The organism is Novosphingobium sp. PP1Y (assembly GCF_000253255.1).
GTDB lineage: Bacteria > Pseudomonadota > Alphaproteobacteria > Sphingomonadales > Sphingomonadaceae > Novosphingobium.
Map to the genome: position 1 here is coordinate 974,085 of NC_015583.1, position 22,576 is coordinate 996,660.

The window sequence follows — 22,576 nt, forward strand, 5'->3', positions numbered from 1 at the left end:
TGAGTCGATCAAGGCGACGCCGGGCGTTGGGAGGAGAGGGGGCCCGGCGCCGCCAGCCCGTTACATCGTCAGCTTTGCACCCACCCAGAAGCGACGTCCCAGGATGTCGCCATAGGCAATCTGCGGGTAGGAAGGCTGCTTGTCGGTGAAGTTGTCGATGCCGGCGCGGAAGGTCATGCGTCCGGTGTCCCACTGCATCGAGATCGAGTGAGTCAGGTTGTTGTCGAGCCGCGGATTGGGATTGTTCTCGATCGTGGCGTAGTAATCGGCCCTCGTCGAATCCAGATAGTAGGCCTGATAGCTCACCTTGACGGGCCCCTTGGTCCAGTCGAGGTTGAAGCGACCTTCCCAGGTCGGCTTGAGATAGGTGTTGTCGGTGCGCGTGAAGGTCTCGCCGGTTACCGAAGTGGTCAGCAGCGTATTGTGCGTCGCATTCACGCCGAGGTGGATGGTGCCCAGGTCGCCCGGCATGAAGACGTAGTCGAGCGCATAGACTTCGCCGCGGTACTTGACGACGCCTGCGTTGAATGTCGTGGAAGTGCCGGTAACGATGGTGCCGCCGGGGCTGACGCCATCCGAAGCGGCGAGCCTGGTGAAGGCATTGCAGACGGCAGGATCGGGGTCGGTATTGTCATAGCAGGTGGCCGTGAAGTCCGAGGTGATGAAGGACGATAGGCCGTCCTTCAGATCGATCTCGATGCGGTCGGCGCTGATCGTCAGTCCGGGAATGAATGCCGGTTGGAGGACGATACCGTAAGTGAAGGTGTCCGAGACCTCATTACGCAGGTTCGGATTGCCTCCCGTGGTAATCGTCGCGCGCTCGAAGTTTTCGGCCGGGTCCTGGAAGTTGGCGAGGCGCTCCGCCGCGCTCAAGCCCGCATTGGTGCCGTCGAACTCAACGCCATAGTTCGGGTTGGCCTCGAACAGGGCGAGGCAGTTGGCGTAGCGAACGGAAGGATTGGGGCCGCTGGTGATGCGGTCCGAATCGCAAGGGTCCGCGCCGACGGAGCCGAGCTGGGTCGATGATGGAGCGAACAACTGAGCCAGTGTCGGTGCCCGGAAATTGCGGCTGCGCGAGACACGCAGGGTTATGCCGTCGACCGGCTGCCAGCGCATCCCCAGATCCCAGACCTGTTCCTTGCCAGCGATGGAGTTGTCGACCAGTCGGCCCGCGGCGCTGGCCTCGAGCATCTTGACGATGGGAACGTCCATTGCCCTGTCGACCAGCGGGATCAGGAGTTCGGCGGAAATCTCATCGGTGTTGTAGCCTGCAGACTGGCCGACTTCCATCGTGCCACCGCCGAACAGTCCCTGCTGGTTAGCGGCGAGCGGCGTGTAGCGTGCCTTTTCGTCGCGGTGCTCATAGGCCACGCTGAACTTTGCGGCGCCGGCGGGGAGGAAGAACAGGTCTCCGCCGAATGTCGCAAGCATGTCCACCTGCTCATTGACGTAGTCGAGCCCGGCGCGAACGCTGACGTAGTTCTGCGCCTCGGCGCTGACATTGCCATTGCCGAAAGGATTGATCGGCGCGCACGAGGGGTCGTCGTTGGTGGCATCGGCGTCGGCGTTGATGGCACAGACTATATCGCCGCCGGAGAGCACTGCATTGATGGCGTTGCCGTACTTTGCGTTGTCGACTTCCCAGCGGCGCTGCGAACCTTTGACCCGCGCGTAGCTGCCCGAGACCGACCAGTAAAAGTCGCGATCGCCGACCGAAAAATCACCGTCGGCGCCGATGAGCGCCCGGTATGTGTCGGTCTTGTAGGTCTGGACGTTGTCGGGCGTCAGGTCGTAGAAGTACTTCGACAGGAACAGGGGCGCCCCGAAGGCAAAGCCCGGGCTGGCGGCCGATAGCGTCGCCTTCGCGGAATCGCTGAGATAGGGATTGTTGATCGTGAAGATCACCGGCCCGGCGTATGTGCCGTAGTTCAGGATCGTGCGGCTCTGGCCCTGCGGCAGTTCGGTTCCCTCTGTATGGGCGTAGAGCAACTCGGTACGCAGGGTAATGGCATCGGTCAGGTCGTAATGGGCGATGACGTTGCCGGTGAAGCGTTCCAGCCCCGTGCGCAGGCCGACCAGATTGTTGTAGGCAAAGCCATCGCCGCCGCTGGAGAATGGGATGCCGACCTGGCTGCCTGGATCGAAGGGCACGAGGTCGCCGCTGGAATCGAACTGCAGCGGCGTTCCGTTCAATTGCGTCAAGAAGCTGGTAAACGGCGCGGGCGCATTGAAAACGACACCGTTCGAATTGAATTCCCAGAAGTGCGCGTCGAGCAGCTCTTCGCGCGAGGGTATGCCGTCGTTGGGTCCGGTATCGTCGGGATTGGTGACAGTCAGTCGACCCAGCGCGGAAAGCGGACGCGCGTCGTAACGCAGGAGCGGGGACTTCGCGTAATTCAGGTCGATCGCGATATTGCCGCGGTTCTCGGCGAAATTGGTGCCCGCCGTGCCGCGCAAGCTGTAGGTGTGATAGTCGCCGCGCGACGATATGCCGTTTTGCGCGTCGAGCTCGATTCCTTCGAAGTCCTGCTTGAGGACATAGTTCACGACGCCCGAAATCGCATCCGAGCCATAGACGGCAGCGCCGCCGCCCTGGACTACTTCGACGCGCTCGAGCAGGCCAAGCGGGATGATGTTGGCATCGACCTGCGCGTCGCCTTGTCCGGTGGCCGCAGATGTGGTGACCATACGGCGGCCGTTGAGCAAGGTCAGCGTGCGACCGGTGCCCAGACCGAAGAGATTCGGATATTGCTGGCCCGAACCGCTGCCTTCCCCACTGCCGTCGGCCTGTGCAAGCATGGGGCTGTTGGAGGTGAGCTGATTGAGGGCCTGGGAAGCGCTCGTGTAGCCGCGATCGGAGATGACCTGTGCGTCGACGATGTCGAGCGGGGCGCTCTCTTCCGCACGGTCGCGGCGGATGCGCGAACCGGTAACGACGATCTCGCCAGCATCGTCGCTGGCGACGGTTGCCGGAGCGATGTTCTGGGCAAATGCGGGCGCGGCGCTCGCAATCCATGCGGCTGTCGCGGTGGAGACCAGTAACGCGGTTACCCCGGCGCTATGGTTGCGGACTTGAGACTCCCTGCTGATCATCGAACTACCCCTCATGTTCCGCCTGCAATACGGCTTGTCTGGGAAGCAGAGTAATCGAGATCGTGAGGCAGTATGTTGCGAACTTGCGCTTCAGGTGGGGCGCCGGTGCATTGTGCAATCGGCTATCCGGGCCTTTGAGAAATTTTTATTCCACATTTCGGACATTGCCCGCATTGGAGAGGAACGATTTGAGGTCATTCGCAAATTGCACCTTCTCTGTGGGTTCCTCGTACATCATGTGCCCGCCGCGGTAGCAGTGGGTGTCCACGCGCTTTGCCAGTGGCGGGGCAAATTGGTTGGCCGCCTCGCTGTTGGCCGCGCATCCGTTAAGCGAATCGTAGAGGCCGGTGGCGACGAACACGCGCATGGCAGGTGCCAGTTCCAGCGCGCGCAGGACCCAAGGCTGCGATGGGCTGGGTGGACCTTCGCCTGCCATGGCGCGGGAGAGGGACTCCTTCGTGATCGGGGCCTGGTCGTACTGCCAGTTTCCGCCGACCGGCAGTTCGGGAACTTCGATACCGGCATACTTGCCATCGCGGTATCCCAACCTCTGGCGATAGTAGGCAATCACCGCATGGCTGCCTGACTTTTCTTCTTTGGACACGGTTTTGCGCATGTCGAATATTCCCAGGGTCTTGCCCTCGTCGGCGAGCAGGCCCTGGCGAAAGTCGCGTGGTGAAACCCATAGTGTAGCCGTGTCGATCCGGCCCGGCGCAATGCCCATGTAATGGGCAAGCCCGGTCACGACTGCCTGCCGCTGCGGAGCGGTTAGCGATTGCGGGGCGGCGAGGGCGGGGTACCAGACTTCCCGTGCCCACTGTTCGGAACTGGCGAGGGCGGAGGCGGGATCGGCGGACAAGCGCGCATCGAGTTTGCCGAGGGCAAGGGCGGTCGCCGTGCGGTTGGGCAGGGTGAGTGCTCGCATCAGGGCCCGGTCCCGCTCCTCGCCCATGGGAATGCCGCCGGAGATCAGCGCGACGCCGGCAACCGGTTGCCCGACCTGCACAAGCGCCTCGGCAACGGCGGAAGCCCGCCAGGTGCCGAAACTCTCGCCAACGAGATAGAGTGGCGAGCCGGTACGACCCTGGGATGCGAGGAAGCGACGGATGAATTGTGCGGTCGCGGCGATGTCACCGGTCGTCGAATAGAGCGTCCTGGCTGCTTCGTCGGAACTGGCGCGGCTGAAACCGGTTCCGGCGGGATCGAGAAATACAAGATCGGCCGCGGGCAAGGGGCTGTCGGCATTGTCGATCATCCTGCCATTTTCCAAGGTTCTGGGACCAAGGGCGTCGAACTGCAGAAGCCGCGAATCCGCTCCGGGACCACCGTTCCAGACGAAGGCGATCGGCCGCTGCCCTGCCTTGTCATGCGGGAGCAGATAGGCCGTGTAGAACAGGTCTGCCAGCGCCCCATCCTGTCTGTCGGTGATGCGGATCGTTCCGGCGCAGGCCGTATATCCTAGCGGGCCGTCTGCGAGCGCGAGGGTGCTTTCGGTTCGCGTTGCATCGCCCGGGCATGACGGCGTCACCTGTCCAGCGTCACTTCGCAGTGGCGCGAGGTGTTGACACGCTGCAAGGCCCCCCAAGGCCAGGGACATGGTCAGGATGCGAGATGATTTGACGGGCATGGCTGATCCCTTGCAGCAGATTGTCTCGCCAGACTAGCGCCAGTGGGACGGCAATTTTATGCGCGAATGGACCTTAAGGTACGCACGTCACTCCGGTTTTCGGTTATCCAATACAGTGGTGGGGGCCAAAATGCGCAATTCTTATGCGCAAATCTTTCCGTAGGATGTGGAAATGATCGAGCGCCCTGATTCGCAGCAATCCAAACTGTCCCGCAGGAACGTCCTGCGCGGCTCGGCAATGTTGCCGCTTGGTTCTTTGCTGGCGGGTGAAGCCTTGTCGGCTGCAAGCGTTTCGCCCCTGACATCGGCAACCGCTTCGCTGGCGCGCTCCGGAGAGTTTGCGCCGATGGAGAAGATCTACCTCGATTCCGGCACGATGCATCCGGTGCCGTTGCCCGCGAAGGCGTCGCTCGATACCTACCTCACCGCGCGTACCGAGACGCGATCATGGCCGACCGAAGAAGTGGAAGGCCGGGTCAAGACCGCCTTCGCGCGATTGATCAATGCAGCGCCGGAAGATCTCGCTTTCGTTCAGAGTACGACGGCGGGCGAGCAACTTGTCGTCGAAGCCCTGGATCTGCCCGCGGCAGGCGGCAGCGTGGTGACCGACACGCTTCACTTCTTCGGCTCTTTCTGGCTGTATGAGCAGCTTGCCGCGCAAGGGGTCGATGTACGCTGGATCAGGCCTGTGGACGGCCGGATCGATCCTGATGCCTACGAAAGGGCAATCGGGCCCGGTACCCGCCTCGTCAGTCTTTCGCTCGTGTCGACCTACAACGGCTTCGAACACGACCTGGCCCGCATCTGTGAAATCGCTCATGCCCATGGCGCCATGGTCTATGCCGATATCATCCATGGCGCGGGCACGGTGCCCATCGACGTGCAGGAGAGCGGCGTCGATTTCGCGGCCAGTGCCAGCTACAAGTGGCTCATGGGCGATTTCGGGCTTGGCTTTCTCTATGTTCGCCCCGACCGCCTGAAGGACCTCAAGCGTCCGCGCTTCGGTTATTACCAGCTCGAGCGTTTCAGTTCGCACGTCTACCCATACGACAGCGCGGGCGACAATGTCGCAGACATGGCTCCGCGCGCCGACGCCGAAGGCATGTTCGCGATGGGAACCCGCTCGCACGGCGTCATGGCCCAGCTCGACTGGTCGTTGGCGCGGCTGCTCGAACTGGGCACGGACCGGATCATGGCACATCGACAGCCGATGCTGCAGCGGCTTCACGAAACCCTGCCACGCAAGGGCTATCGCGTCGCAACGCCTCCGGAATGCCGCAGCCCCTTGTTCACCTGTGTCCTGCAGGATGCCTACAAGCGCCTGTCCGAGCCGCTTGAGCAGGCGGGCTTGCACATCACGTTGAGCCGCAATCGCTTTCGCGTCTGTCCTTCCTGGTTCAATTCCATGGACGACATCGAACGCCTCATCGACGCCTTGCCCATTCAGAAACCGGAATAACCAGCCCTATGCATTTCAGGACCCTGCGAGCGAGCGTGCTTGCGCTGAGCCTTGCCATGATCTCATCGGCATCCGTCAGTGCGCAGGACGAGAGCCTGCCGATGCCGCCCGTCTTCCTCAAGGCCATGGAAGCAATGGTGGAGCGCGACGCGCCGAGCGCACGTGTCGTGACGACGCACCACCAGGGCGAATTCGGTGGCCGGTCGGTACGCTACGATGCGATCGTCACGGAAAGCCCGGTTGCCAACGACAAGGGCGAGAAGGCTGCTGTCCTGGTTACCTATGCCTATGTTGCGCACAATGTCGGGCAAAAGGCCGAACGTCCCGTGCTGTTTATCTTCAACGGCGGCCCGGGAGCCTCGTCCTCTCCGCTGCACCTTTCGGCCTTCGGGCCCATGCGTATCGTCGAGAAGGAAGGCGCCAAGCCTCGCCTAGCGAACAACCCCTTCAGCCTGCTCGATGTCGCCGACCTCGTCTTCATCGATCCGCCCGGCACCGGAACCAGCATGCCGATCAAGGGCGTCGATGCGACGAGCCTGTTTTCCGTCGATGGCGATGCTCGGGCCGTAGCCGATGTGGTGCAGCGTTGGCGCGTGGCCAACGGGCGCACTGGTTCTCCTTTCGCACTCGTGGGCGAGAGCTACGGGACCGCGCGGGCCCTCGCCATGCTCAATGCCCAGAGCAAAGCCGACCTGCCCTTGCCTGATGGCGTGGCGCTTCTGTCCCTCTCGATCGGAGACAGTAACGGGCCGATCGTCTCGGACGTCACTCTGCTGCCGACCCTGGCCGCGGTTGCCTGGTATCATGGCGCCGTCGACCGCCAGGGGCGTTCGATCCAAGAACAGTTCGCGCGGGCCCGGGCCTTTGCGGAAGGCGACTATGCCAAGGCCCTGATAGCGGGCGCATCGCTTGACCCTGCGGAACGTGCGCGGGTCGCGCAGCGCATGTCGAGCCTTATCGGCCTGCCCGCAGCGAAGTTCGAACGGGACGGACTGCAACTCGACAGGCAGGAGTTCATGCTCGGACTGCTGGCCGACAAGGGCTTGCGCACAGGCCAGCTCGACGGTCGGGCCAAGCGGGCCATCGCCGAGTCCAACATGCATCCCCCTTTCGACGATCCGTCGATGACATTGGGCGCAGAGACCGGCAGCCTCATTTCCGAGTATATCGAAGATCGGCTCGGCTATGCGCTGCCGAGTCCGTATCGCACGCTCAACCTCGGCATCAACTTCAAGTGGAATTGGGGGAGGGGCGAAGTCTACAGGACCGTGCGCTTCGCGCCCTATCTGGCCAAGGCGATGGAGGCCAAGCCCAGCCTCAAGCTGATGACAGTTGGAGGATACTACGACATTACTACGCCTATCGCGGCAGGCCTGTTCGCGCTCGATCATGCCGGGATCGGTCCGGGCAGGCGTACCTCGAAGGCCTATGCCGCAGGGCATTCGGTATTCGAGGACGAGAGTGAACTGGCGCGCCTTGCCGCCGACATGCGAATATGGGCCCAAACGCTCGGAAGATCCTGATAGGCAGGTTTCCTGGCTAGCCTGACCGTGCAGTCTGGGCGATGCCTCGCGCCGATAGGGGTTGCCATTGCAAAGCCTGCTGAAGATCCCATCTTGATTGTGTAAGAACAGTCAGGAGGCGAAGTAGTCATGCTTATCGCCGTTGATGGTCCTATCGGATCGGGAAAGGGTTCGATCGCCAGGGGGCTCGCCTGGCATTTCCAGGTACCTTACCTCAAGACCGGTTTGCATTACCGAGCCGTTGCGCGGCAGGTCATCCTGAATGGGGGCCGCGTCGATGACGAGGACGACGCGCTGGCGGCCTGCGATTTCCCCATGGGTCTGCTGGGTGAACCGCACTTGCGCTCGGAACTGGTGGCGGACCTTGCCAGTCGCGTGGCGGTTTTCCCCTCTGTTCGGCAGGCGCTGTTCCAACGCCAGTGGGTCTTTGCCCACAGGAAGGGTGGCGCCATTCTTGAAGGCCGCGATATCGCCACAGTCATCGCACCCGATGCCGATGCGAAGATCTTCGTCACCGCCAACCCCGACATACGCCTGCGCCACCGCTTCGATGAACTGCTTGAAATGGAATACCCGATCGAGCTCAAGGAACTGGCTACCGAAGTCACGGCTCGGGATTTTCGGGATGAGAGCCGCGCCCAGGCGCCCTTGCGAATGTGCCGCGATGCCATACTGATCGACACCTCGGGCCTTGCGCCGCGCGAAGCGATCTCGACTGCAATCGGCCTCATCCGTAACGGTCGCCGCCCGCAGCTGCATTGAGTATCTTGTGGCAGGCCAGCTCGAGACGGAATCGAGCGAAGACCTTTTGCCTTGCGCGGAACGGGAGCGGGCTGTGCTTCAGCTGAGTTGTGCGCGGACCCCACCAAGCGGAATTGGCGCTCCTTCCGCCTCCAGTTCGTTCAGTGTCGCAAGGGCCATGGCGCGATAGGCAGGCAGGACCTGCGGGCATTGATCGGCAAGGGCCGTCATGTGCCGCCCGATCGTTTCGCGGTCTCCCCTCAGCACCGGACCGGAAAGCGCATCGAACCCGCGCGCGAGGCTGTTCTCCAGCGCCGCACGGACCAACGGGGCCAACATGGCGTTGGGTTCCTCGACTCCCGCGGCAGACAGGATCCGGGAGGAACCGGACAGCAGGGTCACGAGGTGATTGGCTGCATGGCACAAGCCTGCGTGATAGAGCGCGCGTAGGTCCTCGGTGATTTCGGCCGTCACACCGCCCAGACCGGCGACGATCTGCCTTGCCGTTTCCCAGGCGCTGTCGCTCGATCCGGTGATTGCGAAATAGGCGCCTGACATTCGCGTTACTTCCTCGAGCGGATTTCCGGTGAAGGTCATGGCCGGGTGAATAGCTGCGGTGAGCGCGCCCTTCTCGCGCAGGGGGGCGAGTACGGATGCACCGCTGCGTCCGCTGACATGGAAGACGAAAGGCGTGTGTTCGGCAGGGATGAGCGATGCCATCTGCTTGACCACGGGGGCGACAGCATCGTCGGAAACGGCTATGGCGATGATGTCGCATGCCTCGATGAGATCGCTCATGTTCTCGCTGGCACTCGCCTTTCGTCCGACCCGCGAAATGGCCTCCTCGCGCCCGGCGGCCGAGCGGCCCCAGATCAGCGGCGGTGATGAGGTGGCTTTGCCGAGGCCGAGTGCCAACGCCTGGGCGACGCGTCCCGTGCCGATAATGCCTATCCGGCTATTTGCAGAAATGCCCGTCATGTCTCGGCTGTACCAGCCTCGAGGCCGTGAATGCGAGAGGAGATTGCGGTGCTAGAAGTCCCAGCCGAGGGCCAGATGGGCAAGGCGCGGCGTTCCCTTGCGGCCGGCTCCCAGTGCAGCCACTTCGATAGAGGGTCCCTCGCTGTCGGGCTTGTAGGCCCATTGGAGGTTGGGCAGGTCGCTAGCGGGCAGGGGCTGCGAAGCGCGCGTGATGGCAAAGGCGGCTTCGGTATTGCGGTAACGGGCGATCGTGTTCGGCGAAGCCGGGGAATTGTGAGCCTGCAGGTTGAACATCGTATCAGGCAGGTCGGCTTTCACCCCGTATGGGCGGGGCTTGCCGGTTCTGGCGATGCCACGGCAGGAAGGGGCGTTGCAGCAGCCGGCTTGCGCGTCTTGAGCCGCCCTCCGCTCAGTATCCCGGCGAGGCCCGGCGCATACCGTTGCAGGAACCGTCCGATGGCGATGGTGCAGGCGAGAACCATGAGTGGCTGCAGCAGCAGGTACACCGGATATGCTGGCGCCCCTAGCTTTCCGAAGACCTGACCAAGGAGCGGGCCGGCCAGCCACATGAAAATCAGGTGGCCGCAGAAAATGAGGAAAGCGAAAGGCTCGATCTTCAAAAGCAGTGTGCGGGCGGGCGACTTCGAAAGGGCCCATGCCAGACGCCAGAAGAACAGCGACGCCGTGACGCGCATCGCAAGGTCGAAGCTGGCGATCAAGATGCCAGTACGGGGCATGTCGGGCGCCGCTGCCAACCAGAGCTGAACCGGCAGGAGGACTGCGAAGGGGGCAATGGCCAGGCCGAGTGGCCACGTCGCCGCGCGTTCGGCGAGGCCGGCGCGTCTTGCGACAATCCCGAGGCCGAAAAATACGAGAATGGCCGGGCGCAGGATTACGGGCGCGCCCAATCCGAACACCTGGCCTGCTGCAGCCAGCGCGATGACCAGTCCAAGCGACCGCCCGTTCATGCGCACTAGCAGCGGCGCCATGGCCATGCACACGAACAGGTCGCGCAGGAACGGCATCTGCACATTGACGTCGGGATTTCGGGTGAGGATGAAGATTTCCTCGACAACCCAGCCCACCGAAGGCGGCGTCGGCGCGGGAAGGGTGAACAGCCAGGCCGTTCCGCAGACCAGAACAAGCGCAATCAGGTTCCATGCGATCATCGGCACAAGGATCGTGCGCGCCTTGCGTTCGATATGCGCCGTCCAGCTTCGCGTTCTGGACGAGCCGGCCACCAGCCAACCCGAAATCAGCCCGAGCAGGGGCACTGCACTGCGTCCGAAGGTTTCCATCAGGAACCAGCGCAGGTTCTCCTGCGCGGTTCCGCGAGCCAGCTCGAGATCATGACCGCCCAGCCCGGTCCAGGCATGAACGTAGATCACGCCGAGGATGCAGATGACCCGGGCAATGGAAATTGCATCGTGGCTAAGGACAGCGTGCGAGCCGTACCTGTCGACAGGGCGCGTATCGTGCATTCGTGCGGACAATTCATCCAATCCCGGCTTTCCACTTGTCGCAAGAAAGCCAGTTGGCCGCGAATTGCTACTGAAATCTGGTGCGACGACCGGGAAATAGGGTGAGGTGCCCGTGCTTTTCAACTTGAGCTTCGACTTGCATATCCATGAAAATAGCGGGTGACGACTTGGATTCAGTACTTCACGTTTCGCGTGAAGCCGCCGTCGACGGTGAGGTTCACACCGGTAATCCAGGAAGCGCGAGCCGAGGCGAGGAACAGGACGGCATCGGCGATTTCGTCGGGGCGGCCGAATCGGCCGGCCGGGTGTTTCGTGCGGTTCGCCTCGTAATATTCGGGCATTTCCTTTTCGAGGAAACCCCAGCTGCCATCTGGGATGTAGACCGGTCCGGGGCAGACGCAGTTACAGCGAATGCCGTCTTTCATGTAGTCGATCGAAAGCTGGTGCGTGTAGTTGATCAGCGCCGCTTTCATCGCGCCATAACTCAAGCCGGATTCCCCGAACGCGTGGTTCTCTATAGCCGTGATCGTCGACATCTGCACGAAGGCGCCGCCGCCGGCGGCTTTCATGTGCGGCAGCGCCGTATCGAACATTGCAACGGCCGACATCAGGTCTACGTTGTAATTGATATCCCAACCCTTTCGGCTGCGCGGTATGCCGCCCAGCGCGCTGGCGTTCGAGACGACGATGTCGATCCCGCCCATGTCCGCGGCGGCCTTTTCCACCCATTGGGTGACCTGGTCGTAGTAACCGCAGTCCACCACTGATCCATAGACCTCGCCGCGCGAGGACAAGGCGGCCGCGGCATCTTCCACGCCGTCACCGTGGAGCGGGTTGGCAAACACGCTTTCATCGCTGGGATTATTCTCCACCGAACGCGCACGCCGTCCGCAGAATGAGACTATCGCGCCCTCGTCGAGGAACTGCTCGACAATCTTGCGCCCGATGCCGCGGGTGGCCGCGCTGACGATTACCTTCTTGCCCTTGAGCTCGAGGTCCATTCTTCTCTCCCGATTTGCTGCTATCGCGCCGGCTCAGATCGGCTCGACGTTGTCGTTTTCATGTATTTCCATGATTTCGAAAATGTTGCCGAAGTAGTCGCGCCCGTAAGTGGCTGCGTATCCGACCTTCTTCCCGTTCTCGTCGAGCGAGATCGTTGAGAGATCCGGCGGCGTGTGAAAGGTCAGCCCCGCCTCGACCATTTTTTCGTAGACCGCCTGGATGTCGTCCACCTGCAACCCGATGTGGGTGTAGCCGTTTAGGTTGACGGGGCGGTTCGCATCGACTGGCGGTGACTTGGGGTGGAGATATTCGAAGACTTCAATGTTGATGTTTTTCAGGCGTGCCATGAACGACTTTGCCGAGGAGCGGTCCAGTCCCACGATGGCGTCGATCCATGCATTGCCCGGTTCCCACTCGGCCGTGGTGATCTCTTTCGCGCCCAGCAGGTCGATGTAGAATTTGCGGGCAAGGTCTATGTCGGGGACCGAAAGTGAGACGTGATGGACGGCTTGGAGATGCTCTTTCATTTCCGGCCCTCCAGGTACTTGTCGAGCGTATCGTGAAGATGGCGAATGCGCGATTCCTGATAGATCGACAGGGTCTCGGCGCCCTTGCCGCTGGCGTACATGCCTTCGCGCTGCCAGCGCATGATGTCGGTATCCTGATCGAGAACGCTCGCCAGAAATGCGTCCATGGTCTCGACGGCAGTGAAGCTCTCTTCCTCGCCGATTACTTCGACTTCGGCGACTTCATAGTTTCCGTCGCGCGGTTTGGGATGCAGGACATACTGGTCGAAGGTGGAACGGTCGCGGTCGTAGCCGTCCGGTCTGAACTGCTGGACCAGGCACAGGCCCGGTGCCGGATAGATGAGAATGTTCGGGAAGATGTGATACTTCAGCGAGTCGATCATCTCCGGAACGGAATGGTGCGAGTAGTCGAGGCCGTACTTGTCCAGCATCTGCTCGCGAAGTTGCTGCGCCATAACCCAGCGGGCGGTCTTGCCTTCGGGCACTTGCGCACGATCACCCACCATCTTGCCGTCGCCGACCAGCATCGTATCGAGCAGTTCCTGCTGGCTCATCTGCTGCTTGGAGGTAGGGCTGGGGGATGCCATCGCGCACAAATCGCGGCTTACGTGGTCGGAGAAGATGTCGTGCTGCATGTTGTGGTCGCCCACCACGTTCGTCATCTCCGGGTGAACGTAAGGTGTGTGGTAGGCCTCCATGAAGGCCTCCATTGACAACTTCCAGTTGCCTGGCAGGTGCTTGCGCACATGGGTTGCCACATACCAGCCGGTGAGATCCCAGTTCCTGAAGTGCTCCGGCAGGACCTCGAGGTAGTCGACCAGTGCCGTGGCTTCGGGATCGAAGTTGATGAAGACCATCCCGTTCCAGCTCGCAACCTGGACCTCGACGAGACCTGCTCGCTCGCGCTCGACCTGGGGAAATTCGAATTCGCAGGGAATGGCTTTCAGTGAGCCGTCGAGGTTCCACTGCCAGTTGTGAAACGGGCAGGTGATATTGGCAGACCAGCCGCAGGAGCCGGACGCCTTGAGCTTGGTCCCGCGGTGGAGACAGGAATTGTAATAGGCCTTCAACCCGCTTTCACTGCGAACGATGAGGACCGACATGCGACCGATGTCGTAGACGAAATATTCGCCGACTTCCGCGACATGCTCTTCGCGGCAGGCAAATTGCCAGACGCGCTTCCACATGCGCTCCATCTCGAGGTCGAAGAAGTCGGGATCGGTGTAACGCGCGAATGGTATGTCGCGCAGGTTCTGCTTCGGATTCGACTGTTTTGCGAGAACCTCGGGCAATTCTCCGTCACGCTTTGCTACGTCGGCCCAAGTATTGCCCGGATAGCGATCGCGCATGATTTTCTGGATATCGTTCATGAGCCTTGTCCTCTCCCAAGAGTAAAGCTACAAAAATGAATATGAACTCATGTTCTGTTTAAGCGGAGAATGAGGGTAGAGGCGGCTTGGGTCAACAAGGCAAAAGGATAGGGTGGGGCCGGAAAGCCAGTACGGTCGAGTCGATCTGCTCACTCTACCGTCAGAACTGCGCCCCGAGCTCGATCCAGCGCGTGTGCCCTCTTGAATGGAATTTCGGGCGAAGCGGGAATTTTGCCTGCGCTGCAGCGGCAGCAAGTCAGGAAGCGAGGTGCGCCGTTATTACTCTATGCCCAGATACCGCAGCGACATCTTGAACGCCTCTTCAGCAAAGGCCGTATCGGTTACTTTCAGACCCTCGCCCAGTTCGCCACCTGCCGGCAAGACCGACCAGACCACGGCGCCTCGGATGATCGAATGGAGGTAAAGTACCTGTCTGCGCAATTCCGCGGCATCGCGCTCGGGCATTTTCTCGACGAGACGGTCGGCAATCAGGCTCGCGACGATTTCGTTGGCGCCGCTCTGGTCCTTGTGCACGTTCGGGTCTTCCAGCCGTCTGCGCTCGATCAGGCGCAGCAGTCCGGAATCGACGGTGAAGGCACTGAAGACGATGTCGAGGTGCAATCCGATCAGCTCTCTTGGGCTTGCGGCAAGCGCTTCGGCAGAGGTGCAAAGTTCGCTGATCTCACGCATCCGGCAAGTTCGGTATCCCGATACTATCGCGGTCAGCAAGGCCTCCTTGTCGGCGAAATGCTGGTAGACGGTTCCGACCGGGACGCGCGCATGCTTGGCAATATCGGATACGCGCGTGGCATCGAATCCGGAGTCCGAGAACAGTGTCACGGCCGAGGTCACGATGCGGCTGAGCGAATCCCGGCTGCGCTGCTGCTGGGGCTTGGTGAAAATCTCGCTGCTTTCCATCCAGCGGACGGGGTCCTGCTCAAAGGCGATGAACCCAAACGGGGTGTCGGATACGCGGTGCAAGGTCACGCATGGGACCTAGCCGGGCAAAGCCGCCTTGACCAGCGTCGAGGGAAAAGGCGGCGACCTGACACATTCGCGAAGTGCAAGCGGCTTGCGGGTCAGGGATAAGGTCATTCGGGAGAGAGACATGCAGACAATACAAGTCACCGATTTCGAAGTGATCGCGCAGGGCTTCGAATTCGTCGAAGGCCCCCGGGTGTCGCCGGAGGGGGACATCTGGTTTGCAGACCTGACCGGCAAGGGCGTCTATCGCAGGCGAAGGGGTTCTGACGTCGAAGAGATGCTGCCGGGCAGGCAGTGGGTTGGCGGGATACTGTTCGACGAATCCGGCCTCGTTTTGTGCAGCGGGCGGGGCGGTATCGTGGCCCTCGAGGCGGAGACTGGCCGAACGCGTTCGCTCGTCTCCAGTATCGAGGGGCAGCCCGTCATCGCCGTCAACGACATGGAGGGTGACGGCAGGGGCGGCTTCTATGCCGGAACCATAGATTTCGTCTCTGCCCTGGAAAAAGGGGAGGCACCCTCGCCGGGCCAGTTCTTTCACATGGCGGCAAGCGGCGAGATCACGGTTCTGCGACGCGACGTCTACGCTTCGAACGGGATTGCTGCGAGTCCATGCGGGAAGTGGCTCTACCATTCAGAAACCATGCGCGGAATCTGGCGCTATCCCCTCGCGGCTAACGGCGTGCCGGGCGATGGCGAACTGTTCATCGAAATCGAGGACAGCGACGGTCTTGTCGTCGATGCTGAAGGCAATCTCTGGGTAGCTTGCTGGAGCACGGGACGATTGCTGCATTATTCGCCCGAGCGTATCTGCCTCAAGGCGCTGAGTTTCCCCTATCCTCACATCGTCAGCATCGATTTTGGCGCAAGCGATCCGTCGCGCCTCGTCATTTCGACCGGGGGCAATGCGAATGTTCCCCAGGCAGGGGCCGTTCTGGAATTGAAAGTCGATGTGCCGGGGCTTCCAGGTCCCCTGACCCGGCTCAAGGGTCTGGAGGCTGGGCTGTGATCGAGGTCGAAAAGCGCGAAGATGGCATTGCCATCGTCAGTCTGGATCGTCCGCAGGCAGCCAATGCGCTGACCTTGCCAATGGTCGCGCGCCTGCGTTCCTCCCTTGCGGAATTGAATGACGATCGAGATGTACGCGTCGTCATCCTTGCGGCGCGGGGCAAGGCGTTCTGCGCGGGCCTCGATCTCAAGGAAGTGCTGCTGGGCGATGACGCGCCCCAGGGGCCGATCGAGAACATGGACCTTCAGGAGAAGTTCGCAGATCTGATGAGGGATGTCGCTGGTGCCCGTTTCCCGGTGGTCGCGGCGATCAACGGCGCGGCGGTGGGGGCCGGTATGGGGCTTGCTCTGGCGGCGGACGTGCGGGTCGCCGGTCCGGGTGCGAGGTTTCTTGTCGGCGCAGTGAAGGTGGCGCTCAGTGGCGGGGAATGCGGCATCAGTTACCACCTGCCGCGCCTGATCGGAGGAGGGCGCGCCTACGAACTGATGCTGACCGGCCGTGCGGTGGATGCCGCCGAAGCCCATGCCATAGGTCTGGCCACGAGGCTGGCGGGCGAAGTGGAGTTGATGGAAGCTGCTCTGCATGTCGCGGGTCAGATTGCGGCAAACAGTCCCTATGCCATCAAGCACACCAAGCAGGTCATGCGTGCCAACATCGATGCGCCCGGCCTTGATGCGGCACTGGAACTGGAGAACCACGTCCAGTGCCTTGCTCTCGGGACCGAGGACTTCAGGGAAGCGTGCCAGGCCTTCGCCGAGAAACGCGAGCCCAGGTTCAGAGGGCGCTAGGGCGCGTAGGTCAGCCGACGGTTTCGAACCCGCCGGACTGGTAATGACCTGTCTGGCGAGAGGTTGCAGGATTGCGCAGACGCGCGCCCCTGCTAAGGCGTGTCGCCATGCCAAGGCGTAAGGATATCTGGACTTGCGGGATCGCAATGCAGCCGGTGCAGGCGGTACTGGAATCCGGCATCGATCCTGCGAAAGTGCGCTGGCTCGATGCCGAGCCTGCCTTCACTTTCCTTGCCGATCCTTTCGGTTATCGCTCCGGCGACAATTTGCACATTTTCGCCGAGCAGTACGACTATCGCACCCGGCATGGGGTTATCGAAAGGCTCACCCTTGATGGGCGCTTCGAACTCGTCGAACGCAAGCTCGTTCTGAGTGAGTCGTGGCATTTGTCCTATCCTTTCGTGTTCGACGGGGAAGGAGCGACCTGGATGCTGCCGGAAGCGCACCGCTCGGGCCGCCTGACGCTCTACCGTGCCCACGGCGAACTCGAGGATTGGCGCGCGGAATGCGAAATCGCGCTGGATTGTGTCCCGGTCGACGCCTCGATCCTGCACTATCAGGATCGCTGGTGGCTGTTTTATTCGTCAGCAGCTGGCAAGGCCAACAAGCTTGGCTCGCTCCATGTCGCTTGGGCTGAAAGACTTTGCGGGCCCTGGACGCCGCATCCCGGCAACCCCGTCAGATGGGACAGGGCCTCCTCAAGGCCCGGCGGAACTCCGGTGCTGCTTGGCGAGGGGATCATGCTGCCGGTGCAGGACTGCCTTCGCACATACGGCGCGGCGATCCGTCCCTTGTGGATCGACCGGCTCGATGAGAGTGGCTTTCAGGCCGAGGCAGGCGCAGCGCTGGGGGTGCCCGCCGGTTCGCCTCACCCATGCGAGGGTATGCACACGCTGACAGCGTCTGGTGACGTTACCCTTTTCGACGTGAAGACGATCGATCGCTCGCTTGCCGGGCTGGCGCTCGACTTGCGCCGCCTTATGGGTGGATACGCTGCCAGATAGTGCGTCCCCTGGCCTCAAAGCGTTCCTTTGAAAAGCGGTCGAACATGTCCGCGCGGGCCGTCTTGCCCATCGCTGCAAGAGCGCCGGGATCGGACAGGGCTTCGTGAAGGGCTGAGGCAAGCGCGTCGACATCGCCGGGCGGGGCCAGCCAGCCATTGCGCGCAGGAGCGATGGAGAATGGCAGCTCTCCCACACTCGATGCGATAGTCGGCAGAGCTGCCGTCAGCGCTTCGTGCGCAGCAATGCAGAAGCCCTCCGAACGCGAAGGCTGCAGGTAGAGGTGCAGGCCGGCGAGGAAACCGCGCGGGTCGCTGGTGTAGCCAGCAAGCGTGAAGTTGGTCACTCCGGCTTGCGATGCCCGGGCCATGAGGGCCGCGGTCTGCTCGCCGTCACCGGCGATGGCGATTTCCACCGGCACAGGTGGTTTGAAGCCCTGCATGCGCAGGCGCGCCAAGGCATCGATCAGCACGTCATAGCCCTTCACCGGGTGGAGTCTGCCAAGGCTCCCCAGGCGTAGCGGTTCTCCCGGAGACCATGCCCTGGCCTCGGGCATGGCGGGATCGGCGAAGTAGATCGGCCAGGTTTCGAGGCGTCCGATTGGAACTTTCAGGCGCTCTGCGGTGAGTTCTGCAACCGACTGCGAGTCCGCCACCCATAGCCGGGCGCGGCCCTGCAACTGTCGCATGAGCCGCCGGTTCCATGGCTTGAGAAACGCGGCATGCTGCCATGAAACCACCGGCAGGCCGAGCATGGGGCCGACAATCAGCCCGAGGATCGTCGCGCGGCTGAGTGAAGTCCACAGGTGGGTCGCTCCCCAGCCGCGCACTTCCTTCATGAGCCATCGGGCGGCGGCGAAGTGGTCGGTTTCACCACCATCGCGCACCGATGGTTCTAGGCCGGCGGTGATCATGGGCGGCAGGGCGCGGCCGTCGCGACGGGTGAGGGCGAAGACGCGAACGTCGGCACCTGCGTCGCGCAGGACTTGTGTTACCGCGGGAACCGGAAGAGCCGCGCCGCCGCCCTCGACGGAGTTGATGACATAGGCGATGCGCGGACGCGTCATAGCTTCCTGCTGCTGTGCCAGACGAAGAAGACCAGCAGGCTGCTGGCCAGCAGTGCCTGCCCCACGGCCTGGATTCCTGCTCCCATCAGCCCGTAGCGGTGCAGCAGCCAGGGCAGCACAGGAAGGAACACGAGGCTGGAAAAAAGATTGGCGCTCATCGATCGGGCCGGGTGCCCCAGCGCGGAGATTGCCGAAGTGCAGGGCGGCCCGACGAGGGCGATCCCGCGCGCGGCAACCAGGACTACCATCAAGGTAGACGCCGCGGCAAAGGCCGGGCCCGCAAGCAGTCCGACGATGGCGGCAGGGAAGGCCGCGACGATCACCACGACCGGGAGCGCGGCGAGGAGGCTGATCCCGACCACTTTGGCGAGGGTTTGGCGTAGCGGCTTGCCGCCGCCGCCGCCTGCTACGATGTGAGCCAGCTCGGCGTAAGAAGTGTTGCCCAGGATCTGGGCGGGCTGTGCAATGATGACAGTGGCGCGCTGGGCGACAGCGAAGAGGCCTGCAGAGGCGGGCCCCATGATCCAGCCGACGATCAGCGGCGCGATCCGGCCGGCCAGTTCGCTGAGTGTGACATCGGCATTGCTGGCGATCAGGAAGCGCCAGATCCCCGGGTTTTCCAGCGCGACTTCACCGGCCTGCGGGTTCCACAGGCTCGCCCCCAGGCGGCGCGCGGCGAACCAGAAACCCATCGCCCACAGGACCGCGAATTCGGCAAGGGCGGCCAGCAGCCAGACGACCAGGAACGACTTGATGCCCCATCCGAAGGCAATCACGATCAGGGCCCCGCCGAGGCGCACGATGGGCTGGACGAGGTTATGGAGCCCGATCAGGTCGAACCGCCCGATCAACTGGAGATAGCCTGAAGGGGTCGAACGGACCGAACCGAGCACTGCGAAGGAATAGACCTGTGCGAAAGCCATGGCCTTGGGTGGCCAGCCCAGATGCGGACCGACGAACTGCGCCAGTGCCATGGCAGAAACGATCGCAAGGGCACCGCCCGCAAGTTCCACCCCGGCGCCGAAGCGCAGCAGACGGCCGAGCCGGTGGTTGTCGCCTTCGCGATCGGCCTCTGCACCGTAGCGCACGATGGCCTGCCAAGAGGGGAATTCCACGATGCCGCAAACCGTGGTGACATAGGCATGAACGAGCACCAGCACCCCGTACTCGGTCGGTCCGAGGAAGCGCGTTGCCAGAACGAGGTAGATGAGGCTGATCAGGCCCGCCCCGGCCTTGCCCCCCACGACGAGTCCAAGCCCCTTGAAAATACGTTGGATTCGGCCGACGTGCGGCTCGACTTCGGTAGGCAAGCAGGAATCCCGGAATTGGTCAGTTTCGCCCTGTGAGGCGGGGCCCATTTGCAACAAATGCGCGCCCATGACCAGAGACTTGATGCGCTTGCCGCGATCAGGCCGATACGAGGTGCAAATGACGCCGGGATCTTTCGCGCCCATGCGTAAAGTCGACGATGGCCATAGCGGCCCGGACCGAGGACGGCGTGTTGGTCAGATCGAAGCTTTCAGCGAACATCTCTTCCTGAATCCGCCGGTAGTGCGTTTCGTGCAGGTCCTCGGCCCGGGATAGGGCTGCCGAAAGCTGGTCGGGGCTGACGATCACTTCGCCGGCGCGCCAGTGATGGAAGTTGGGATCACCGGTCCAGTCATGCTGCTGCGAATTGAGGAAGATACACGGGCGCGGCCGCAGGAGGAACTCGTAGACCTGGCTGCTGGCGTCGCCAAGATAGAGGTCGGCCCCCAGGGTATAAGTCATGTCGGTGGAGGCGCGGCTGCCCAGATCGACATGGATGTTGTCGCCGCGAAGGAAGCGTTGCGGAATTTCTCCGGCCCGGTCGATGGTGAGCTTGTCGATCGTCACCACGAAACTGCGCTGGAAGAGCATGACGTGCGGGGCAAAGATCAGGCCGAGGCGATCGTTGTCCATGAAGTGCTCGAAAACGCGGTGCCCGTGCTTGTACCAGGAGGACAGGTGGGGCGAAGGATGCGGGTTGTAGATCACCGTCTGTTGCATGTCCGGCATGAAGCGATGCGGCATCTTGTCGCGTGCAAGGTCGAATTTCGGATAGCCGACGATGGTGATTGCCTCCGGTGAAACCTGGGCTTCCCGGATCAGGCGGTCGCGGATCTTGGGCCCGGAACACAGGACGTGATCGAAGCCCGCACTGGCCTTGTCGAAGCCGATCGCCCGGTCGCCCGCGCCATGCCGGGTGTGGATGATCGCAAGGTCGCGAAGACCGTACCGGGTCTTTAGAAGGAGCGAGGTCTTCTCAGCAACGACGAGGACGTCGAGCTTGCGGAAGAAGTCGAGATTGTCGCGGTAGATCAGGATTTTCTGTGCCGGGATGACCTTGCCCAGCAGCCGGTCGAGACGGCGCGTCGCGGCGCAGGGTTCAAGCTGCACATGCTCGATCCGCGTGCCGATCCGATCGCCTCCGATGCGCATGACTTCGCGGGTCAATGCGGCATTTGTGGTGGCAACCACGATCTCGCCTTCGAAGCCGCCATCGGCGAGCGCCATTGCGATCGGCAGACTGTGGGCAATCTGATGGATCTGGTCGTGGTTGAACAGGAAACCGATGCGCATGGTCACATGACGGCGCGCTTCGCGGCAATCCTCAGTCACGAGCAAAATAAATTTTTCGAAGAACGATTTCGCCTCTGGCCGGCACGGGTTTCGTCCCGCGACTGCGGAGCGGGTCAAGCGGCGGCGTCCTTGTGCCAGAGCTATTGGGAACCGTATCGATGAGGATGCTTCGCCTCGCCGCCGTAGCGGCGGTGTTCAGCGTATTGGCTGTCAATGTGACAGGTGGAGCGCCTGCCGCAGTCGCACCCGCGGCCGGGCAGCCCATATCGGTTGAGCTTCCTTCCGAACTCTCCGTCATGACCTATAACGTGAAGGGCTTGCCCTGGCCGATTGCCTTGGGGCGTTCCTCTGCACTGATGGAGATCGGTCGCCGGTTCCGGCACCTTCGCGCGCTGGGAAAGCAGCCCCACGTCGTGCTGCTGCAGGAGGCGTTCATTCCCGAAGCGAAGGCCCTGGGCGCCATCGGAGGTTATGCCTACATGGTGACCGGCCCCCAGCCGCGCGATTCATCGGCGGTGCCGACGCCGACGCTGGATCAGGATTTCCGCGCCAGGCTTCATTGGGGCAAGGGTGAGGGCGAAGGAAAATGGGTGGACAGCGGGCTGGTGATCCTGTCCGACTATCCCATCGTCGCGACCGCGAAAATGGCCTTTCCGCAAGACGCCTGCGCCGGGTATGACTGCCTTGCAACCAAAGGTGCCGTGCTGGCGCGGATCAAGGTTCCCGGCGTCGAAACGCCGGTGACGGTCGTCGACACCCATCTCAATTCCCGTCATGCATCGGGTGTTTCCACGCAGCGCGCGAACGAGGCCTATGCCTGGCAGGTCGGGGCGCTGCGACAATTCGTGGCGAAGCAGGTCGATCCCGAATCCGACGTCATCTTCGGCGGCGACTTCAATCTAGGACATGACACCGACCGCCTCGCCGCCGCATCGCGTGACGGCGGCCTTCTCCCCGGCAGTCAGGAAGCCATTGCCACGATCGGGGGGCGAGCCGATACGCGCTCGGACACCGACTTCGGCTTGGTCCGCAACCGCGCCAAGGACAAGGAGTACTTCCGGGCGGGGAAGGGCGCGCATTTGCAACTGACTGGTTTCGATATCCCTTTCGGTGTCGATGAAGGCGGCTTCTCTCTCTCGGATCATCTGGGCTTCGTCGCCGACTTCAAGCTTCGCTGACGCCCGATATTCCTGCGGCCTTGTACCGGTCGTGGTGCGAAAGGCGGCAGGACCTGCCAAAAACCGATACTATCTGTGCTTCCGGGAAGGTTCGAGGTTGAAAAGTGCGCGACTCTCGTCTGTGGAGGCGCAGACCATTTGACATGCGAAC

19 protein-coding genes are annotated in these 22,576 nt (G+C 62.3%); 7 read left to right on the top strand and 12 right to left on the bottom strand.

Annotated elements, in window-relative coordinates:
* Window positions 1-60: 60 nt before the first annotated feature.
* Both PP1Y_RS05315 and PP1Y_RS05320 read right to left on the bottom strand, forming a co-directional pair.
* Window positions 61-3,093 (bottom strand): TonB-dependent receptor domain-containing protein, encoded by a 3,033-nt coding sequence (locus PP1Y_RS05315; protein WP_013837057.1) that lies wholly within the window; start codon window positions 3,091-3,093, stop codon window positions 61-63.
* A gap of 145 nt (window positions 3,094-3,238) precedes the next feature.
* Window positions 3,239-4,621, bottom strand: coding sequence for a peptidase S10 (locus PP1Y_RS05320; RefSeq protein WP_232512289.1), 1,383 nt, complete (start codon window positions 4,619-4,621; stop codon window positions 3,239-3,241).
* Window positions 4,622-4,892: 271 nt separating this feature from the next.
* Between PP1Y_RS05320 and PP1Y_RS05325 the strand changes: the two genes are divergently transcribed.
* From PP1Y_RS05325 to PP1Y_RS05335, 3 genes are all read left to right on the top strand, one after another.
* Complete coding sequence (locus PP1Y_RS05325) at window positions 4,893-6,179, top strand: aminotransferase class V-fold PLP-dependent enzyme (RefSeq protein WP_041558422.1); 1,287 nt, start codon at window positions 4,893-4,895, stop codon at window positions 6,177-6,179.
* An 8-nt stretch (window positions 6,180-6,187) separates the two neighbouring features.
* Complete coding sequence (locus tag PP1Y_RS05330) at window positions 6,188-7,702, top strand: peptidase S10 (protein WP_041558424.1); 1,515 nt, start codon at window positions 6,188-6,190, stop codon at window positions 7,700-7,702.
* Window positions 7,703-7,831: 129 nt separating this feature from the next.
* Window positions 7,832-8,464 carry a d(CMP) kinase gene (locus PP1Y_RS05335; RefSeq protein WP_013837061.1) on the top strand — a complete coding sequence of 211 codons (633 nt, stop codon included), beginning with the start codon at window positions 7,832-7,834 and terminating at the stop codon, window positions 8,462-8,464.
* A 78-nt stretch (window positions 8,465-8,542) separates the two neighbouring features.
* On the opposite strand, the gene PP1Y_RS05340 is transcribed toward PP1Y_RS05335, so the two are convergent.
* The 7 genes from PP1Y_RS05340 to PP1Y_RS24610 form a co-directional block, all read right to left on the bottom strand.
* Window positions 8,543-9,421, bottom strand: a complete 879-nt coding sequence (locus PP1Y_RS05340; protein ID WP_013837062.1) for a Rossmann-like and DUF2520 domain-containing protein — start codon at window positions 9,419-9,421, stop codon at window positions 8,543-8,545.
* Between the two features lie 51 nt (window positions 9,422-9,472).
* Window positions 9,473-9,739: a hypothetical protein gene (locus tag PP1Y_RS05345; RefSeq protein WP_041558426.1), complete on the bottom strand. Its 267-nt coding sequence runs from the start codon at window positions 9,737-9,739 to the stop codon at window positions 9,473-9,475.
* A complete protein-coding gene (locus PP1Y_RS05350; protein ID WP_013837063.1) occupies window positions 9,736-10,902 on the bottom strand; it encodes an acyltransferase in 1,167 nt (388 codons plus the stop codon). Before PP1Y_RS05350 ends, PP1Y_RS05345 begins: the two co-directional genes overlap by 4 nt.
* Window positions 10,903-11,075: 173 nt before the next feature.
* Window positions 11,076-11,903, bottom strand: coding sequence for an SDR family NAD(P)-dependent oxidoreductase (locus PP1Y_RS05355; protein ID WP_013837064.1), 828 nt, complete (start codon window positions 11,901-11,903; stop codon window positions 11,076-11,078).
* A gap of 33 nt (window positions 11,904-11,936) precedes the next feature.
* Complete coding sequence (locus tag PP1Y_RS05360; protein ID WP_013837065.1) at window positions 11,937-12,431, bottom strand: VOC family protein; 495 nt, start codon at window positions 12,429-12,431, stop codon at window positions 11,937-11,939.
* Window positions 12,428-13,801, bottom strand: coding sequence for an aromatic ring-hydroxylating dioxygenase subunit alpha (locus PP1Y_RS05365; RefSeq protein WP_041558428.1), 1,374 nt, complete (start codon window positions 13,799-13,801; stop codon window positions 12,428-12,430). Before PP1Y_RS05365 ends, PP1Y_RS05360 begins: the two co-directional genes overlap by 4 nt.
* A 279-nt stretch (window positions 13,802-14,080) precedes the next feature.
* Window positions 14,081-14,788, bottom strand: a complete 708-nt coding sequence (locus PP1Y_RS24610; protein WP_051009970.1) for a TetR/AcrR family transcriptional regulator — start codon at window positions 14,786-14,788, stop codon at window positions 14,081-14,083.
* Between the two features lie 121 nt (window positions 14,789-14,909).
* On the opposite strand from PP1Y_RS24610, the gene PP1Y_RS05375 reads away from it, so the two are divergent.
* The 3 genes from PP1Y_RS05375 to PP1Y_RS05385 all read left to right on the top strand — a co-directional run bounded on the left by PP1Y_RS05375 (window position 14,910) and on the right by PP1Y_RS05385 (window position 17,583).
* Window positions 14,910-15,791, top strand: coding sequence for an SMP-30/gluconolactonase/LRE family protein (locus tag PP1Y_RS05375; RefSeq protein WP_083835165.1), 882 nt, complete (start codon window positions 14,910-14,912; stop codon window positions 15,789-15,791).
* Complete coding sequence (locus PP1Y_RS05380) at window positions 15,788-16,579, top strand: enoyl-CoA hydratase/isomerase family protein (RefSeq protein ID WP_013837069.1); 792 nt, start codon at window positions 15,788-15,790, stop codon at window positions 16,577-16,579. The genes PP1Y_RS05375 and PP1Y_RS05380 overlap by 4 nt, the downstream gene beginning before the upstream one ends.
* A 107-nt stretch (window positions 16,580-16,686) precedes the next feature.
* Entirely contained in the window at window positions 16,687-17,583 is an 897-nt protein-coding gene (locus tag PP1Y_RS05385) for a hypothetical protein (RefSeq protein ID WP_013837070.1), read from the top strand.
* Here the strand turns inward: PP1Y_RS05385 and PP1Y_RS05390 are convergent.
* From PP1Y_RS05390 to PP1Y_RS05400, 3 genes are read right to left on the bottom strand one after another with little or no spacing between them, the layout of a single operon-like run.
* Entirely contained in the window at window positions 17,558-18,646 is a 1,089-nt protein-coding gene (locus PP1Y_RS05390; protein WP_013837071.1) for a glycosyltransferase family 4 protein, read from the bottom strand. The two genes, PP1Y_RS05385 and PP1Y_RS05390, sit on opposite strands and share 26 nt — an antisense overlap.
* Window positions 18,643-20,004, bottom strand: coding sequence for a lipopolysaccharide biosynthesis protein (locus PP1Y_RS05395; protein ID WP_013837072.1), 1,362 nt, complete (start codon window positions 20,002-20,004; stop codon window positions 18,643-18,645). Before PP1Y_RS05395 ends, PP1Y_RS05390 begins: the two co-directional genes overlap by 4 nt.
* Before the next feature lie 49 nt (window positions 20,005-20,053).
* Window positions 20,054-21,247, bottom strand: a complete 1,194-nt coding sequence (locus PP1Y_RS05400) for a hypothetical protein (protein WP_013837073.1) — start codon at window positions 21,245-21,247, stop codon at window positions 20,054-20,056.
* Between the two features lie 158 nt (window positions 21,248-21,405).
* Between PP1Y_RS05400 and PP1Y_RS05405 the strand changes: the two genes are divergently transcribed.
* The gene (locus PP1Y_RS05405; protein WP_041558429.1) at window positions 21,406-22,425 is read left to right on the top strand and encodes an endonuclease/exonuclease/phosphatase family protein; all 1,020 of its coding nucleotides are present in this window, start codon (window positions 21,406-21,408) and stop codon (window positions 22,423-22,425) included.
* Window positions 22,426-22,576: the final 151 nt, after the last annotated feature.